This window comes from Acinetobacter sp. CIP 101966 (genome assembly GCF_000369725.1).
Classification (GTDB): Bacteria; Pseudomonadota; Gammaproteobacteria; order Pseudomonadales; family Moraxellaceae; genus Acinetobacter; species Acinetobacter lwoffii_Q.
This window is the reverse complement of sequence record NZ_KB850160.1, coordinates 300,375-317,322: the sequence shown is the minus strand read 5'-3', so window position 1 is coordinate 317,322 and position 16,948 is coordinate 300,375. Positions and strand designations below refer to the sequence as shown.

Genomic DNA, 16,948 nt, shown 5'->3' with positions numbered 1-16,948 from the left:
AGACAGCTTTTTGATAAAGGTTGTCTTTGTTGAGCTGAGGACATAAAAATGAATGATAAAACAATTCTGTTCTATGTAATGATCGGATTGCTCTTGTTTGGGACTTTAGTGGGTATTGGTTATCAGGTACGACAAGAAATCTATCGGACGAATTTTACTGATCAGACCCATTCTGATCCGGTCCTGCCAGTTGAAAAATCGGCAAGCTATATATCTGTTAACTCTCCTGAGAATAGTCAAACTACGAAGAAGAAACAGAACGATACGGTTGTAAAGCAAAGCGAATTATCAAAACAACAAGAACAGTTATATCTGGACTTTACTCAGATCATTAACGCTTTAAGTGAGGGACAACGACCAAATCCTCAACAAGTCAGTTTGTTGATCACTCAGCAGCAAAAACTGGTAGAGGCCCAACTGGTGAGCAAGGCCGAAGCGAAAGCACAAATTGATTTTCTGATTAAGGTTCTGCCTGAAATGGATCATGAATTGCATCGGGCATTGCGAGTATTAGAACAAACCCGAATTTGATGAATTAGATCTAGCTGCATCTTTCGTTATTCTCAGTCTGAAAATTGCTCTCATAAAAAAGCCCAAAAATGATTTGGGCCTTTAAGTACATACTTTAGAAAGCTAAGCATCTTTATAAACAATTCGCAGGCTTGGGTACACCAGCCAAACGGCTTAAGTGACGGGCCACCAGACCAGTATTAAACTTTTCCTGAAGCATGGCATTATTGATATCGGCACTGACAGTTTTCATTAAGAATTTAATCAGTGGACGTGTTGCTGGTGAATGACCAAATTGTTGATAGAACTGACGTACCGCTTGCAGAATTTCAAAATGCCAAGGAGTTAAGCTCAGTTCCAGACTATCGGCCAACACTTGAGCAACGTCTTCATTCCAGATGGTATAGTCAACCAGATGGCCATCTTGATCCAATTCTAAATTCATATCTAACTCATTCATTATTTCATTGAAATGCAGCGATTAAACTCAAGGCAAAGATCTGCAAAATCCGCATAATTCAAAAGCTTTATCTGATCAGGCAAAGGCTGTACTAATAACTCCGCATCATTTTCCAGCATGTGAATTTTCTGCAAGCTTTGAAGAAATGAATGCTCTAGCAGCAAAACCGCTTCACCCATCAGCACGACCTGATCACCCATTGTATAAGTTTGAGCCAATTGCTCTAGGATCTGCGCTGTTGCCGAATAGCTGGATTGGATCAGATAAAGTGTGTGATTTGACATTTTTATATCCTTGTTCCTTACCAATACATCACATGATCAAAGCTTTGAATAAATTCAGAATTAAGCTCAATAAATTCGATTTCTTGTTCGCTCTGTGCCACAAATGAGGAATGCTGGTTTTTTTTCTCAATCAGAATCGGAGTGAGATCATAAAACTCGAAACTGTCGACCATATTTGATGCCAGTTTGAATGCATGATGCACCTGGTCAAATTGCAATTCTGAACGCAGCAGACTGAGGGCAGCACCTTGTAGCAGGACTTTAACTTCTGCGCCAAAGGTTGCCAGGACCATAGTAGCCGACAGGCTTTCATGCACCTGCAGACTGGTCAGATTGGCTTGAGTTAATATAACAAGTACAGATTTCACACAAGATTCCTTGGAAAAGCAACACATTCTAAAAAATGAAACATCTAGAATTGAATGAGACGTTGTGAGGACTGAACAGCATCGGCAAGTTCACCTAAACCGACCAATTCAAAGGCATCTGCCAGATTATGCTGCTGAATATTGTGACGTCGAGCATTGTCCAGATCTGTAATTCCACGTGCCAATGCTGCACTTACACAGACCGGGAGGCGAATCTGTAGCGCTTGCCATGCATGTGTAAGATGACGTTGATCGTCGGGTACCCATTGCAGTGCATTTGCGACCGATACGCCGTCCTGATAGAAGAATACACGGAATGCTTCCTGTTTATCTTGCAAGGCCTGAGCCAAACCCAGGGCATGCCAGGCATAAATGGAAGTCGGTGCGGAGGTAACAAGAATTAAGGTGCTCATCGAAATTCACTACAGGCTTGATCAATAGCAACAGATTGATCTTGGCTTCATCAGAAAGTAGGTAGTATAAATGATTTTAGTGACGGGTGGATTAGGCTTTTTAGGCTCACATATTGCTTTAAGTCTGTTAGCACAAGGACTAGAGGTCATTGTGGTCGATAATTTGGCCAATGCTAACTTACAGACTCTGGAGCGCCTCGAATTGATTTCTGGTATGTATGTACCTTTTATCAAAATTGATATTCGCAATACCCCAGCATTGAACAAAGTCTTTGAGCAGCATTCGATTCAGGCTGTGGTACATACCGCAAGTTTTAAATCACTGGAAGAATCAGTATTAAAACCACTTGAATATTATAATGATAATGTCAGCTGTATTATGAGTCTCATGCGTGCCATGCAACGTACCGGAGTGCGTCATCTGGTACATTTATCCAGTCTGGCGGTATATGGACAATCTGGCACAGATTTAAGCGAAGATCTGCCTTTTAACTTCACTTATCCGAATCCCTATATCAAATCGCAACAGATGGTTGAGGAAATTATCCGAGATACTGCCAAAACTGACAATGAATGGCGGATTGCGATCCTGCGTCTGTCCAATATCGCCGGCGCCTTTGAACACGGTGTGCTGGGGGAAGCAGTACCACCTTTACCGAAAAATATTTTGCCTTTGGCGATGCAGGTCGCTGCACAGCAACGTGAATATCTAGAATTACGCCGTCAGGCCCATACTGAGGATGGCACAGTAGAACGCAGTTTTCTGCATGTCGCAGACTGTTGTGATGCCGTGATCAAGTCTTTGCAATGGCTGTCACAACAGCAGGAATTAAAATGTGAAGCTTTTAATATTGCCGGTGAATTGATTTCCATACAGGATTTGCTAGATCAACTGGCTGAAGTGACTCAGTCTGCAATCAAAACCATGGATGCTTTGCCATATCCACATGCGGAAATGGATCAATTGGGGGCGAACATCGAAAAAGCGCGAAATATCCTGCATTGGCAACCTCAGCGATCACTCAGAAAGATGCTTGAGGATGAATGGTTGTTTTATCAGAATATGCTCAGAGGGCAGTAATTAAGAGTATTTAGTTTATATTTGATAATAATTATCATTTACATGGTTGCTGTAATCGATTACTTTAAATCAATAGATTAAATCATTGATATTGAAATTCTTAAGATCAGTAACAGGCAAGAAGAATTGAGGTTGAACATGCAAACACGTATTGAACATGACACGATGGGAGAAGTAGCTGTACCGAGCGAGGCTTTATGGGGCGCTCAGACTCAGCGTAGCTTGCAAAATTTCAAGATAGGAAATGAGCGTTTACCACGGCCCATGATTCGTGCCATGGGGCTCGTCAAAAAAGCTGCGGCCTTGACCAATGCCGAGCTGAACCAGATTCCTCAAGAACTGTCACGCTACATTGTGGATGCTGCAGATGAAGTCATCAGCGGGAAATGGGACAGTCAATTTCCACTGGTGGTCTGGCAAACCGGTTCAGGTACACAAAGCAATATGAACTGTAATGAGGTGATTGCCAATATTGCCAACCAGAAACTGGGCAATCATTTAGGGGCACAAAAACCTGTCCATCCAAATGATCATGTCAACCGTGCCCAATCTACCAATGATTCATTTCCAACTGCGATTCATGTGGCTGCGAGCTTGCAAATCAATGAACTGTTAATTCCGGCAGTCACACGCTTACGCGATACCTTATATGCCAAATCTCAGGATTTTGCCGATATTGTAAAAATTGGCCGGACCCATCTACAAGATGCTACGCCTTTAACTTTGGGGCAGGAATTCAGCGGTTATGTCTCTCAGCTAGATCATGGGCTTCTTCGTCTAGAACAGGCATTGGTCGGACTATATGAATTACCATTAGGCGGTACAGCGGTTGGTACCGGTCTGAATGCCCATCCTGATTATGCCGTTCAGTCTGCTAAAACCCTGGGACAATTAACTGGCTTGCCATTTGTAACTGCGCCAAACAAGTTTGAGGCTTTGGCAGGCCGTGATGCTGCGGTATTTGCTTCTGGTGCATTAAAGACTTTAGCGGTTAGCCTGAATAAGATTGCCAATGATATTCGCTGGCTAGCCAGCGGGCCACGTTGTGGTTTTGGTGAATTGCGTATTCCTGAAAATGAACCGGGTTCTAGCATCATGCCGGGTAAGGTGAACCCGACGCAAAGTGAAGCGATGACGATGGTGGTCGCGCAAGTTCTCGGAAATGACACCACCATTAACGTGGCAGGTGCATCAGGTAACTTTGAACTGAATGTATTTATGCCGGTCATTGCCTATAATCTGTTGCAATCCATCCAGCTTTTAGGCGATGCGTGTAACAGTTTTAATGATCATTGCGCCGTAGGCATTGAGCCGAATCATGAGAAAATTGAACATTTCCTGCATGATTCTTTAATGCTGGTCACGGCATTGAATCCGGTCATTGGTTATGAGAATGCAGCCAAGGTTGCCAAAACAGCTTATAAGGAAGGAAAAACCTTAAAACAGGTGGCTGTTGAACTGGGTTTAGTCACCGCTGAACAGTTTGATGAAGTGGTGCGTCCTGAACAGATGGTCTCACCGAATGCTAAATAAGGGCCGGAGCACTTTTATTTTCAATCTTTACGCCTGTTTTATCATGGAATAGTCAGCAGTGGTTTTTATCTCAGGCAGAGTTGCGTACAATAGTGCTAGATGAGATTAACCACTGATGATTGTTTTATGCTTGATATTTATTTAACAGATGTTCAAAGAAAGGTGCAATTCAAGGATTATCCAGGTGAGCATCCTGTTAAATTTATTCTGAATTTTAAAAAGATTTTCCCAAGTGTGATGGAACTTCTTTTACCTGTGCTTCCGGATAATGAAAATCTGGAAGAAATGTCTTGGGAATCGACCAGCGAAGATTTTGAGACCTTCCAGATGTTTTTAACAGGATGGGGTATTATCGAACTGCGTTTAAAAGCAATTACCCAGTTTAAACATAAAGCATTTGCGGATCGTCTGGTTAAACAAGCCCAACAGAAACGCAAAGACTATCAAAAACAGCAGACTAAACTAACCACAGTTGAACTGGATTATTTGTTTATGCATGAGATGCATGCTCTGATTGATGCAGAGCTGGTTGAGCTCGGTGAGAAATTCTATTTACCGATTTTACGTGAGCTGTGGAAGACTAAAGTATCTGCTCAGGTGTTGAACGCGAAGTTTTAAACTGGTTTTTTAGCTTTTATTTATAAAATTAATCCTCCAATTTTGGAGGATTAATTTTATCTGCACTATGAGATTTATTTCATGATGCGCTATCGCTTAGAATAGCCTAAGCAATATTAAATGTGGTCATTGAACTTCTTTATTCTTAAAATTTTGATCAATAATAGCACATGTTGAACCATCGTTTAGCGTCAGGCTCTATCATAGGGCAGTGGTTTTAACGATTGTTCAAAAAATATATAAAAATATCAATTAAATAGCCTAGTAATTCAGTCTATTATTTTTTAAGGTATATAGGCTTTATCTCACGTTAAAGCAAAAGCTTTATTGATTAGCTATCCTTCACAAAAATAACTGAAGGTTCAAATTTTCCCGAAGATATATCCCAGGATTTTCAAAAATGTCGAATCAGTTTTTAGATTTAATTACTAAACGCCGTACTATTTATGCCATTGCCAAGAATGTTGAACAATCTCCTGAACATTTAACTGATTTGATTCAGACTGCAATTAAGCAAAGCCCATCTTCTTTCAATTCTCAGTCTTCACGCGCCGTCATTTTATTCAATTCAGAACATGAAAAGTTCTGGGGCTTTGTAGCAGAAAAATTAAAAAGCTATGCTAAAGATGAAGAAAGTGCTGCAAAAACCACAGTAAAAATGGCAAGTTTTGCGGCAGGGCTAGGTACCGTTTTATTTTTTGAAGATCACACAGTCGTAGAAGGCTTACAGGAACAATTCCCATCTTATGCTGATAACTTCCCAATCTGGGCAGAGCATTCGACTGCGATCGCACAATTTGCAACCTGGACAGCATTGCATACAGAAGGTCTGGGCGCATCATTGCAGCATTACAATCCGATCGTGGATGAACAGGTACATGCGGAATGGGACATTCCATCGAACTGGAAGTTGCGTGCACAGTTGGTCTTTGGTTCGATAGAAGGCGAGCCACGTGCCAAAGATTATCTGGCAGATGAAGAGCGCTTTAAAGTCTTCCAATAAGCTGAGATCCATATCTGCACTTAACACGGTTTAAGGGCAGATATTTTTTAGATCTCGATGAAATCCCAATCAGCTTCATTAAAATTAAGTTAAAATAGCGTGCTAATGAAAATTGATGAGTAAGACCGAATGTCGAAAAACACGCAAAACCTATCACCTTTACAAGAACTGATCGCAGAGCAAAAACTACTTTGTGAAGAAGTAGGCTCGGCTTATGTTGAAGTCACGGGTGATGATGTTGTTGCGGTGGCCGTACATACCTTGAAACAAGATCCGATTGTCGGCATCCGTAAAAAGCCTGAAACGGCTGAAAATATTAGCTGGTATATTTATGGTGGAGAACCTTCAAGTGAAGAAACTTTTGAAACCATGACAGTACGTGAATTACAGGACATTGCACCAGAAGTTTTACCGTATCTGGCTCTGGAAACAGGTTTTCGTTTCATGATCGATGCCGATGATTATGAAGATGTCTGGAAAGAAGAAATTTAAATGCTAAAAAAATCATCTTTCATTTGTGCTGGATTATTATTAGGACTGAGTAGCGTAGTCTTCGCACAGCCGCTTTCACAAAGTGCCTATGATGAGTTTATTTCAGCACAGACTAAAATCGTGAATGAAACCAAACATATTTTAGATGAAGATGATCAAAAGGCAGATGCCCAAACTCAACGCCAGGTTTTCTGCAAGCGACTGAAAGCCTATCAGGATATTCAAAAGGTGTCCGAAGAAAACAGCAGTCTGAATATGGCACCTACGATGTCTATGATTGCCAGAAATTTTCTTGAGCGGCAGGATCAAAGTTTGACTAAATCTGGAATGACGGCGAGCGTATTTTGTAAAAATAGGGAAGTAGAATAAGTTATAAACTACTTTTTTATCTTGAAAGTTTTTCGCAGTGGAATAAAAATAAAGTATCTAAGTCTATTTCACAATCAAATTTTATAGATATTAAAACCTGAAAGACCATCTCCCGAATATCATTTGATAAAGAGTTTGTTAAGTTAATTTAAATTTATTTTAATGTGAATACCTCATATCTCATACCTCGGGGATATATCCACTGTATTCAATCTATTGATAAGAATAAATGAATAATCGTGGTTTTGTAATTTCTAAAAAATGTCTTATTTATGCGGTGTATTTCTTGAACAGAACAATTTAAGTAGGATAGCGTGATTGCACGCTTATATAAGCTACTAATTTAAGCATATTAAAATACTAAAATAGCCTAAGCAAAACATAAGTTTAACAACTTTCTCAAGAAAGGGAAAAGGGGGAATTGATAATACTGATGTTTACTGCCTGTAACTCATTTGGTCTTAAGACAGATTATTTTTAAACAGAATCAAGTCGATTAATAAGCTACTTATGAATGGTCGATCTTTAACAAATTATGAGCAGTGAATATTAAGGAAGATTGTTTAAATTACCTCAGTCTATTTGGATAATAACAGCGAGTTAGTTTTAAGAAAAAACTCCGAATTAAAAGTGGTTTATGTGTTATTAAATCCCAGTTTTAAGGTTTTCATTAATTTTATTTAGTCTGCCCCACAACTCAACCATCTTCTTTCATATTTATAGCCAGATATCCATCCAGATCTAAAATCGTAATTTTAAATACTTACAAATCGATTATGAATTATTTAGCCTAAGTAAAATATATCCCCATAAAATAGCCTAAGTAAAATTTATATTTAAAAATTTCGCAATTGATTAATTCCCAATATAAATCCATTATAAACACTTAAATAAAGAAAGAAATCACGGAATTCTCAAATGATCCTAAATTATCAACTCCAACACCACGAAACGTCAGTACTATCTCCAATGATTTTTATTCATGGTTTATTCGGTAGTTTAAGTAATTTAGGGATACTAGCTCGATATTTTTCTGAGCAAAGAACCGTGCTTCAAATTGATGTACGTAATCATGGGCTTTCTGGTCATAGCTCAGACCTAAGCTATAAACTTATGGCTGAAGATGTCCTAGAAACTTTATCGAGTTTAAATATTCAAAAGTTCATAGTAGTAGGGCATTCCATGGGTGGGAAAATTGCTATGAAAATAGCGGAATTAGCCCGTGTACAAATTGAAAAGTTGGTCGTGCTAGATATTACACCAATCCAATATCATGAGAGTCATCATAATGAGATTTTTAAAGCTTTATTTGCGGTGCAACAAGCAAATGTTGCTTCACGACTTGAGGCAGCAAAAATTATGCGTGAATACATTCATGAAGAAATGGTAATTCAGTTTCTATTAAAATCCTTTAATAAAGGGCAATGGCTCTTTAATGTTCAGGCTTTATTTAATCATTATTCAGATATTATGGCTTGGGAAAAGGTCGAAAAAATTAATCAGCCAGCTTTATTTCTTCGTGGCGGTAATTCTTTTTATATCTCAAAACCTGAACATTTTGCGGCAATCAATGAACAATTTTCTCAGGCGAAAATTGAATGCATTGAAAATACAGGACATTGGCTACATGGTGAAAAACCAGAAGAAGTGATCCAGCACATGAAAGCCTTTTTGAATTAAGCTGATAATGTAGGGCCAAAGCTAAGCAGATGTTCAGAAATAATGGCAAGGCATTCTGATTTTAACAGATCGTCATGGCGACGATGACCCGCTTGGCCACATCTGGCATGCATCAGATATGTAATAACCGAGTATTTGATGGATTGAAAGATTCAGAATTTCAGCAGCACGGACTTGTGTAATACTTTGATCTCGAACGTCTTGCAGAACTGCAAGACGTTGAATTTCTTTGTCAGACATAGTGATCAGCATCTATATTTTATATCCAGTCCATGGTGATAAAAACCATCATAAACTAGACATTTTTATTGGTGAGAATATAGACACTTTAAATGGGTTCTAACAAAGTCTGTTATTCCAAAGTAGAAATGTCCTACCTAATAACCAAATAGAAATGTCCTATATGGACATTTCCAAGTCAAGCACAGGATTTAGATTTCGTTCTTGAATTGCTGTTTTCTGTGCACGTCTGCTTGGCATCTTTTGAGAACGATTACGTTTGTTTTGCTGTTCCAGTTCTTCATGCTGTTGTTGGATATGATTCAGAACAGCACCCAACCGTTTATTCTCAACAATCTCTCGCTGATTCAGCTGACTTAATTTATCGAAGAGGCTGTAATTGATCTTTCGGCTATTATGCATGATGGCTACAGTACCATCCGGGTATTCAAGGAACTCAAGATACTTACCGATCAACCTTTGATTTTCTTCGGTGTTTTCCAGGAGATATACGCATTTATCATAAGTAATCGTCAGGCTATTCGTGACTCTGCGGGGTTCACGCCAAGTAAAAATATCATCTAACTCTTCGGCTGTTTCAGTGATAGGCCGATGTAGATTCTTAGGATTAAAAGCCATCTTGGCGAACTTCTGATTGAACTGCTCAATGAAGCAGGGTAGCCAGACATTAGCTTGCTCAATCGAACAGATGCCTTTCAGGCGCATCTCCTTGATCAGACGGTCCTGAAGAGTTCTGTTGGCCCGTTCCACACGGCCTTTGGCCTGCGGTGAATTAGCGAAGATGATATCGATATTCAGGGTGCTGAGTACACGTCCAAACTGGGTAATCTTGGTGTCTTTCTTGCTGCTTTGATTCACTCTAAAGACTGAATGTTTGTCGCTGTAAAACGCTAAAGGCTTACCGTGCTGTTCGACATATAAGCGTGTTGAAATCATATAGTCAAAGGTTGATTCTGACTCACAGAAGCGTAAATGCTGCAATTTTCCTGTAGCATCATCGATAAACATCAGCAGACAGCATTTAGCAGCGCGTCCTTCAAACCAGTCATGGTGTGAGCCATCAATTTGGATCAGTTCACCAAAGCAATCCCGGTTGTAACGAGGCTGATACGGGCGTTTCAGGCGCTTGGATCGAGGCATCCATAAGTCAGCTGCAATCATCCAAGAACGCAGGGTTTCTACTGAAAGATCGAATCCATGTACAGTGGTGAGCTTTTCATGCGCTAAAGTGGGTCCGAAACCATGGAGTTGGTCAGAAACAATATTGAGGCACTTGAGTCTGAGTTCTTCAGGAAGTTTAGAATTGCTGATTTGGCCACGACCGGCATGGGCTAATGCAGCTGGACCTTGGGCTTTGTATTTCTGCAGTAAGCGTCTGATCTGACGTTCTGAAATATGAAGTAGCTGAGCAGCCTGGGATTGAGTTATGCGTTGATCGCAGATTTCCTGCAAGACCGACAATCGTTTAAGTTCTTTATCCGACATAGACACCAACATATCAAACCGTCCGCTAAGGAAATTGCAAAAGTGCATATTCTAAAAGCGGACATTTTTACTTTGGAGAAACCGGACATTTCTATTTTGGAGTTACAAATGCATTTCGTATAATGTATATTATGTTAAATAAGATACACTTAACCATAAGTTCATATCTTCCTTGTCCATAAAAGTGAATTTTGAAATTTTTAGAAGAAAATTGAATTAAATGGAAATCTCATCTCTACTCATGTCTTTAGCTAGATTTAACAGCCATTCTGGTGCAGAGAAAGATTCATCCAGAATACAGAGCAGCTCGGTTCGGCTGTCGGAAAGCAGATGCCGTACCTGCGCTGCAGTAAAAAACAGAGGCACCGGAATCACGGTCATGCCGGCTTTTTGTGCGGCAAGATCGACCACAATCCAGTCGATGCTGTTCACGCCCCATAAGGTCAGACGTCGCAGATTAAGCTGCATGAAACTGGCACTCAATAATTCTATCCGCCGTTGTAGTTCCGCATAGCTCAGTGTTGCCTGTGCGGTAACCACAGCTTCTCGCTGCGGATACTGGTGTGCTTGTAGGCTGATACGTTCAAATAAAGCAGTCATCATTTAAATTCTGTGCCTCGGTAATCAAGCAAAATGCTTTAATGACTAAATTGATAAAGTTGACGAGCGACTTGTAAGGCCTCTGCCACATCAATCGCCAGCACATAAGGTTTCTGCTGGTAATAGCTGCCCCACAGGTGCTGTGCATCTCCTAGGACTTGCGGATCAGCCTTTTCAAGCACATGAAAACGTAATCCCATCTGTTGCAACACATAACGTACTGCAGTTGTTCCGGTACATACTGCCCATTCGATGTGTTGCTGCGAGAGATGAAAAACCAGAAAGGCCACCATCAGTTTGGCTTTGTCCATATCTAGTGCTGCCAGATTGCCAATTTCTACTACTTTGTCTCGGCTGACCGTGGTCTGGCTGAGCTTGCCAAGAATATTTTCAATTGGTTCATCGAGATACTGTTCCAGAAAGGCATTAAATTGATTTAAATGCTGCATTCACCACCTGCATCTCGGCACCGTGATAACCGGCAAACAGGGTCGAAGAGAAGCTCGATACAGTGGCCTGATGGACTTGCTGATATTTTTCCTGAATAAAATGTTCCAGGCTACGGCGTTCAGGTGTCTCGCTTTGTTCTACAGTTTTGACCGTCAAATGTAGCGATTGATCCTGTGCTGAAATTACCGGATACGCCGGAGGTACTTGTACTAAAAATTTATTGTGATGGATTTGTTTTTTATATTCAGGCTGCTTGAAATATGTATTTAGAAAGTGAATCTGACTAGATAAATAAGGATCAAAACTGAACTTGATCATTTGGCTCACACCACGAAATTAACTTGCTACTCAAGATAGAAGTCCAAACTTAAAAAATTCTTAATTTTGTGCAAAAGAATGTAAAAGCTGTGTGTATAAAAAATCCAGAGAACGGCCGGTTTTTTAAGAACATTTTAAGATTGAAAATTTAAGTTAATCCTATCTCTTGTTAACTGAAACTGTTCTATGTCTTCCTACCGCTCACCTTATAAAGGCACCTCAGGAACGCAGCGTATTTTTAATGCGACCCGTTATTCCCTGGCTGGTTTTAAAACCGCCTTTCAAAATGAGGCTGCCTTCCGGCAAATTCTGCTGATCAACCTTATTTTGATTCCTCTAAGTTTTTGGATGCCGGTTAGTCCAGCTGAGCAAGCGCTGATGGTCGCCGTATGCCTACTGGCGTTGATCATTGAACTGATTAACTCAGCGATAGAGGCAGTGGTAGACCGTATTTCCATGGAACGGCATGAACTGTCTAAAAATGCCAAGGATATGGGCAGTGCGGCTCAGTTTGTAGCACTCAGTTTAATTGCTCTGACCTGGGGCATCATTTTGGCTGGTCATTTGATTTGACCTCTGCTCTTGCTACTGCCTGAAATGGACAACTTAAAAATGATCACTGACCGTTCCCGGTTTTTACTGACCCAAACTTTACTTTTAATCTTCAGTTTTTTGATTCTTCTCAACTTCTTTGACATTGGAGGAGTGCTGGACTTACAGCTCATCTATCCATTTATCGATGATCAGGGTCAATTTCCCCTTCGACAACAATGGGCACTGGCAGAACTCAATCATCGCTATGTGAAAGACCTGCTGATTCTGGTGTATATCACATTATTGCTGGGCTGGCTGGCATCACTGAAATGGCAAAACTGGCATATACGGCGCTGGGAATTTGGCTATTTTTTTAGCATGGTAGTGCTGACCACGGCCTCGATCGGAATTTTAAAATCTCAGTCGGCCCATGCCTGTCCCTGGGATATGACCATACCTACCCATAACGGGATTTTGTGGGATTTTAGTGCTACTGCGGGCCACTGTTTTCCTGGAGGGCATGCATCTAGTGGTTTTGCGTTGATGGCTGGTTATTTTGTTTATCGCATTTCTAACCGCAAGCGTGCTTATTTTCTTCTGATCGCTGCAGTAATTTTAGGGTTGACCATGGGCTGGGCACAAATGATGCGCGGAGCACATTTCCTGAGTCATAATTTATGGACTGGCTGGATTATCTGGTGCATGAATGTCATTGGCTATACGCTGTTTAGCCATAAACTACCCATAGAAAAGACCACTCCTATACTCTCTAGTATCAGGCAACCTTAACTCCAAAAAAACCAGAAGCTTATTCGCTTAGGCTTCGATTAAAGGAAGCTTGACCTGTACACAAAGGCCACTCAGATTGGTACTTCGAGAAAATTCTAGTGTTCCACCCAAGCGCTCGGTGGCTTTATCTACAATGGATAAACCCAAACCGCTGCCAATTTCTGCATGGTTATGTATCCGGTAGAAGCGTTGCCGGATCTGATTGAATTGAGCAGGATCTATCCCTGCCCCACTGTCTTCAATTTGTAAAACCGCCTGCCGGCCTTGCTGGAAAATAGATACATTAATCACGCCATCCTTCGGACTGTATTTAATTGCATTATCAATTAAATTATAAATAATCGAGTGCAAAGCTGAAGCCTGGCCCTGAATCTGCAGTTCCTGTTGCTGTTCTACGCCCAAATCAATGTCTTTCTGTAGCGCCAGTTGAATCAGCTCTTCGATACAGGTGACTGTCATTTGATTCAGTGATAGCAATTGAACAGGTTCGCTTAAACCTTCGGTCACATCCTGTTTGGCCAGACTTAATAACTGGTTGACCAGATGCTGCATACGCAAAATGCCTTGGCTCAAATTATGGATAGACTCGCTCTGCGGAAACTGCTGTAGCAAAATTTGTACCTGTAAATTCAAAGCCGTCAGTGGCGTGCGTAATTCATGGGCAGAATCTGCTACAAATTGACGTTGTTCCTGTTGGGCCAGAGAAATGCGACCAAACAAATAATTCATTTCCTGAATGGTCGGTTCCAGCTCTAAGGGATAATCTTTCATTGCAATTGGCTTTAAGTCTTGTGCCTTGCGGCTGGCCAATTCAGTTTTAAAATCATTAAGGGGCTGAAAATTTTTCCGGATCATCCAGCCTAAACCGAATAATGCAAAAGGTAAAAAAAGCACATAAGGAAGAAACATATTGGCTGCCAGCTCCAGAGCCAGTTCCTGCCGGACATTTTGCTGCTGGCTCACCTGAATCTGTAATTGCTTACCAGGAATAATATAAGTTAACCAGGTTCCATACGGCGTTTGATGCTTGTAGAAACCTGCTTTCTTGACCGGCGCCACCAGAACATCCTGCGGATGCAAAGAAGTAGCTGTATCTGTATAGGACCAGATATCTACAAATAAATCTTCTTCACTGTATTGTTTGGCTAGATCAATTTGGCTTTGTAAAGGTTGTGGATGATTTTCTGCAATGCGCTCTGCCAGACTTTGCATCTGTTTATCCAGTACTTCATTAATTTCTTCGAGCGCAATTCGGTATGCTGCAAAGATCAGCACACAGCCCAATACCACGCTAAACAGTGAAATATAAATAACCAGACGTTTTTGCAAGGAATAACGTTTCTGCATGGCGCTCATCCTAAACGATATCCTAGCCCACGTATGGTACGGATGAAGTCTTTTCCTAATTTTGCCCGCAGATGATGGATATAGACTTCCACCGTATTACTGCTGACATCACTGTCAAAGTCATAAAGCTTGTCTTCTAAATCATTTTTAGAAAAAATTTTATTCGGATGATTTAACATGGCCATTAAGATGGACCATTCCCGGTTGGATAATTCTATAGCCTGTCCATTAAACAGAGCGATATGCTGCTCTAGATCTAGTTCCAAACTCCCGTGTGATAATTTCTTATTCGTATCTATCCCGGTATTTTTTAAACCACTACGGCGTATTAAGGCATGAATACGGGCCAGCAACTCGTCAAATTCATAAGGCTTGATTAAATAGTCATCTGCTCCCTGATTCAGCCCATCTACCCGGTTTTGTAACTGATCCCGGGCGGAGATAATCAGCACCGGTAAATTCGGAAACTTCTGCCGGATATTTTTTAGCACCAGCATGCCATCCATCATCGGCAAGCCTAAATCGAGCAGGACAATATCGTAGACCTGCTGCTGTAACTGTTTTAAACCCTCAATCCCATTATTGACCCAATGCACATCAAACTGATGCAGCTTGAGCAATGTTTCAGTCGACTCGGCAATCATAAAGTCGTCTTCAATAATTAGTATTTTATGCATTTCAAGCTCTGTTCTTTAATAATGGTGAGCATTGTGCAAGCATATCATTTTTAGCTTCAATCACTTGCGTTTTTATATCCAGCAAGCTTAATAAGCTGGGGAAAAGATGATCCTGACTACGGGCTTGGTTGGTCTGTCCTTTGAGACAGCTGATCTGCTGGATATTCTGCTGCTTCCAGGCATCGGAGAACCACATCAGCATCGGGACATGGGTTTGCTGAGTGGGCGCCATGCTATAAGGAGCACCATGCAGGTATAAACCATGCTCTCCGGTGGATTCTCCATGATCAGACAGGTACCAGAAACCGGTCTGATATTGAGTCTGCTGCTTTAAAGTTTCAATGATTTGAGCAAGGACATGGTCTGTATATACAATCGAATTATCATAGCTATTTTTTAATTCTTCTGTACTACAGCCCTGAATGGCATTGCTATTACAGGTCGGCTGAAATGGCTGATACGGCGCTTTGGAACGCTTGAAATATGCCGGCCCATGACTGCCCATCTGATGCAGTACAATTAACTGCGGTTTCGGGTTATTTTTATCCAGATGCGCCAGATAATCTTTCAGGCTATCTACCAGAATTTCATCAAAACATTCACCACCAGCATCACACCACTTCTGTTTCAGTTGTGCCGGAATCTGATACTTTTGTACCCGGTCACAGGCACCTTTACAGCCTGAGTTATTATCAATCCAGGTCACCTGATATCCGGCGCGCTGGGCAATATCCAGCAAACCTTCTCGGTGGCTGGCGAGCTGTTCATCATAGGTTTCACGTGACATGCCCGAAAACATACACGGGACTGAAACGGCAGTTGCTGTGCCACAGGAACTGACTTGACTAAAATTAATCACCGCTAACTTGCTCAGTTCAGGATTGGTATTGCGCGCATAGCCATTTAAAGCAAAACTCTCGGCACGTGCAGTTTCTCCAACAACTAGCACCATTAATTTAGGATGCTCCTGCATTTGGGCCTGCTGTAACAGATGAGCATCTTCGCCAAAAGCCACCAAAGGTAAATTCGCTTTAGGTGCTTTCTTTTTATAATAGGATAAGGTGGACGCGATGCTATTTTGTGGAGAAAGCATTCCCTTCAGATCACGGTGCTCTCTGAAGATGGCTGCATAGTCGACATAGAAGCAGAACAATAAACCTAGAATCAGTCCGAGTGAGACTACACTGCTCAGGCTTTTATGCACCAGCTGATGCCCAGTCGATGTAGGCTGAATTTGAAGCATCCAGACGATGCCGAGTGGAAATATTACAAATCCCAGTGTCCAGATGATCAGTCGCATTGACCAAAGATCACGGACTTCACGGGCATCAGTTTGCAGCATATTCTGGATCTGGTCAGGCGTAATAACGACCCCCAGACTATTGACAAAATAAGCACTAAAACCACCCAGAATGATCAGGACACTGGCCAGTATTTTGGCGTTCCATTTCCAGTTCAGCCACTGTAATACCAAGTTGTAAAAGGCAATGATGATCAATGCCGTGGCGGCCAGTAACAGACCTGCTTTCAGATTGGCATAAGGCGTAAATTCATGAATTTTCTGATAGAAAGCAAAGTTTAAGATCAGTCCTAGCCAAATAGCGAGCAACATATTGAAGCCTGAAAGACTAATCGACTTTTTAGGTCGCTGACTAAAAAAAGACGAATGGGAAAACAGCTTCAGCATGATCCGTGGC

The 16,948-nt window shown here is 41.2% G+C and carries 21 protein-coding genes and 1 pseudogene; 10 read left to right on the top strand and 12 right to left on the bottom strand.

Annotated elements, in window-relative coordinates; all coding sequences use genetic code 11:
- Positions 1 to 48 precede the first annotated feature (48 nt).
- The gene (locus F891_RS07505) at positions 49 to 531 is read left to right on the top strand and encodes a hypothetical protein (RefSeq protein WP_005263019.1); all 483 of its coding nucleotides are present in this window, start codon (positions 49 to 51) and stop codon (positions 529 to 531) included.
- A gap of 112 nt (positions 532 to 643) precedes the next feature.
- On the opposite strand, the gene F891_RS07500 is transcribed toward F891_RS07505, so the two are convergent.
- From F891_RS07500 to tusD, 4 genes are read right to left on the bottom strand one after another with little or no spacing between them, the layout of a single operon-like run.
- Positions 644 to 955 carry a TusE/DsrC/DsvC family sulfur relay protein gene (locus F891_RS07500; RefSeq protein WP_005263018.1) on the bottom strand — a complete coding sequence of 104 codons (312 nt, stop codon included), beginning with the start codon at positions 953 to 955 and terminating at the stop codon, positions 644 to 646.
- 14 nt (positions 956 to 969) lie between these two features.
- The gene (locus F891_RS07495; RefSeq protein WP_005263013.1) at positions 970 to 1,254 is read right to left on the bottom strand and encodes a DsrH/TusB family sulfur metabolism protein; all 285 of its coding nucleotides are present in this window, start codon (positions 1,252 to 1,254) and stop codon (positions 970 to 972) included.
- A 17-nt stretch (positions 1,255 to 1,271) separates the two neighbouring features.
- Entirely contained in the window at positions 1,272 to 1,622 is a 351-nt protein-coding gene (locus tag F891_RS07490) for a hypothetical protein (RefSeq protein ID WP_005263011.1), read from the bottom strand.
- Positions 1,623 to 1,666: 44 nt separating this feature from the next.
- On the bottom strand, positions 1,667 to 2,035 hold the full coding sequence (gene tusD, locus F891_RS07485) for a sulfurtransferase complex subunit TusD (protein ID WP_004280211.1): 369 nt from the start codon (positions 2,033 to 2,035) through the stop codon (positions 1,667 to 1,669).
- A 70-nt stretch (positions 2,036 to 2,105) separates the two neighbouring features.
- Here tusD and F891_RS07480 point away from each other — a divergent pair, with 70 nt between their 5' ends.
- From F891_RS07480 to F891_RS07450, 7 genes are all read left to right on the top strand, one after another.
- Positions 2,106 to 3,116 (top strand): NAD-dependent epimerase/dehydratase family protein, encoded by a 1,011-nt coding sequence (locus tag F891_RS07480; protein ID WP_005262998.1) that lies wholly within the window; start codon positions 2,106 to 2,108, stop codon positions 3,114 to 3,116.
- A gap of 138 nt (positions 3,117 to 3,254) precedes the next feature.
- Entirely contained in the window at positions 3,255 to 4,649 is a 1,395-nt protein-coding gene (fumC, locus tag F891_RS07475; protein WP_004280213.1) for a class II fumarate hydratase, read from the top strand.
- A 126-nt stretch (positions 4,650 to 4,775) separates the two neighbouring features.
- On the top strand, positions 4,776 to 5,267 hold the full coding sequence (locus tag F891_RS07470; protein WP_005262997.1) for a hypothetical protein: 492 nt from the start codon (positions 4,776 to 4,778) through the stop codon (positions 5,265 to 5,267).
- A gap of 400 nt (positions 5,268 to 5,667) precedes the next feature.
- Positions 5,668 to 6,270, top strand: a complete 603-nt coding sequence (locus F891_RS07465) for a nitroreductase family protein (protein ID WP_005262996.1) — start codon at positions 5,668 to 5,670, stop codon at positions 6,268 to 6,270.
- Positions 6,271 to 6,399: 129 nt separating this feature from the next.
- The gene (locus tag F891_RS07460) at positions 6,400 to 6,762 is read left to right on the top strand and encodes an immunity protein Imm33 domain-containing protein (protein WP_004646887.1); all 363 of its coding nucleotides are present in this window, start codon (positions 6,400 to 6,402) and stop codon (positions 6,760 to 6,762) included.
- Positions 6,763 to 7,131 carry a hypothetical protein gene (locus F891_RS07455; RefSeq protein ID WP_005262993.1) on the top strand — a complete coding sequence of 123 codons (369 nt, stop codon included), beginning with the start codon at positions 6,763 to 6,765 and terminating at the stop codon, positions 7,129 to 7,131. It abuts the gene before it with no gap.
- A gap of 918 nt (positions 7,132 to 8,049) precedes the next feature.
- Positions 8,050 to 8,811 carry an alpha/beta fold hydrolase gene (locus F891_RS07450; protein ID WP_005262992.1) on the top strand — a complete coding sequence of 254 codons (762 nt, stop codon included), beginning with the start codon at positions 8,050 to 8,052 and terminating at the stop codon, positions 8,809 to 8,811.
- A gap of 2 nt (positions 8,812 to 8,813) precedes the next feature.
- Here F891_RS07450 and F891_RS17355 read toward each other — a convergent pair.
- The 5 genes and pseudogenes from F891_RS17355 to F891_RS18405 form a co-directional block, all read right to left on the bottom strand.
- Positions 8,814 to 9,063 (bottom strand): annotated as a pseudogene (locus F891_RS17355) (ISNCY family transposase); the annotation flags it as partial.
- Between the two features lie 147 nt (positions 9,064 to 9,210).
- Positions 9,211 to 10,536, bottom strand: coding sequence for an ISNCY family transposase (locus F891_RS07445; RefSeq protein ID WP_081401694.1), 1,326 nt, complete (start codon positions 10,534 to 10,536; stop codon positions 9,211 to 9,213).
- Between the two features lie 216 nt (positions 10,537 to 10,752).
- Positions 10,753 to 11,139 (bottom strand): AMP-binding protein, encoded by a 387-nt coding sequence (locus F891_RS07440; protein WP_004729800.1) that lies wholly within the window; start codon positions 11,137 to 11,139, stop codon positions 10,753 to 10,755.
- Between the two features lie 35 nt (positions 11,140 to 11,174).
- Positions 11,175 to 11,585: a thermostable hemolysin gene (locus tag F891_RS18410; RefSeq protein WP_004729798.1), complete on the bottom strand. Its 411-nt coding sequence runs from the start codon at positions 11,583 to 11,585 to the stop codon at positions 11,175 to 11,177.
- On the bottom strand, positions 11,563 to 11,904 hold the full coding sequence (locus F891_RS18405) for a thermostable hemolysin (protein WP_004729797.1): 342 nt from the start codon (positions 11,902 to 11,904) through the stop codon (positions 11,563 to 11,565). The genes F891_RS18410 and F891_RS18405 overlap by 23 nt, the downstream gene beginning before the upstream one ends.
- Before the next feature lie 186 nt (positions 11,905 to 12,090).
- On the opposite strand from F891_RS18405, the gene F891_RS07425 reads away from it, so the two are divergent.
- Together F891_RS07425 and F891_RS07420 are read left to right on the top strand one after the other, a co-directional pair.
- A complete protein-coding gene (locus F891_RS07425; protein WP_004729795.1) occupies positions 12,091 to 12,477 on the top strand; it encodes a diacylglycerol kinase in 387 nt (128 codons plus the stop codon).
- A gap of 39 nt (positions 12,478 to 12,516) precedes the next feature.
- Entirely contained in the window at positions 12,517 to 13,227 is a 711-nt protein-coding gene (locus F891_RS07420) for a phosphatase PAP2 family protein (protein ID WP_005100420.1), read from the top strand.
- A gap of 27 nt (positions 13,228 to 13,254) precedes the next feature.
- On the opposite strand, the gene F891_RS07415 is transcribed toward F891_RS07420, so the two are convergent.
- Genes F891_RS07415 through F891_RS07405 form a run of 3 tightly spaced genes read right to left on the bottom strand, consistent with a single transcriptional unit; the run spans position 13,255 to position 16,938 of the window.
- Positions 13,255 to 14,574, bottom strand: coding sequence for a sensor histidine kinase (locus F891_RS07415; protein WP_005100417.1), 1,320 nt, complete (start codon positions 14,572 to 14,574; stop codon positions 13,255 to 13,257).
- A 5-nt stretch (positions 14,575 to 14,579) separates the two neighbouring features.
- A complete protein-coding gene (locus F891_RS07410; protein ID WP_005100414.1) occupies positions 14,580 to 15,251 on the bottom strand; it encodes a response regulator transcription factor in 672 nt (223 codons plus the stop codon).
- Between the two features lies 1 nt (position 15,252).
- Positions 15,253 to 16,938: a phosphoethanolamine transferase gene (locus tag F891_RS07405; protein ID WP_005262987.1), complete on the bottom strand. Its 1,686-nt coding sequence runs from the start codon at positions 16,936 to 16,938 to the stop codon at positions 15,253 to 15,255.
- Between the last annotated feature and the right edge of the window lie 10 nt (positions 16,939 to 16,948).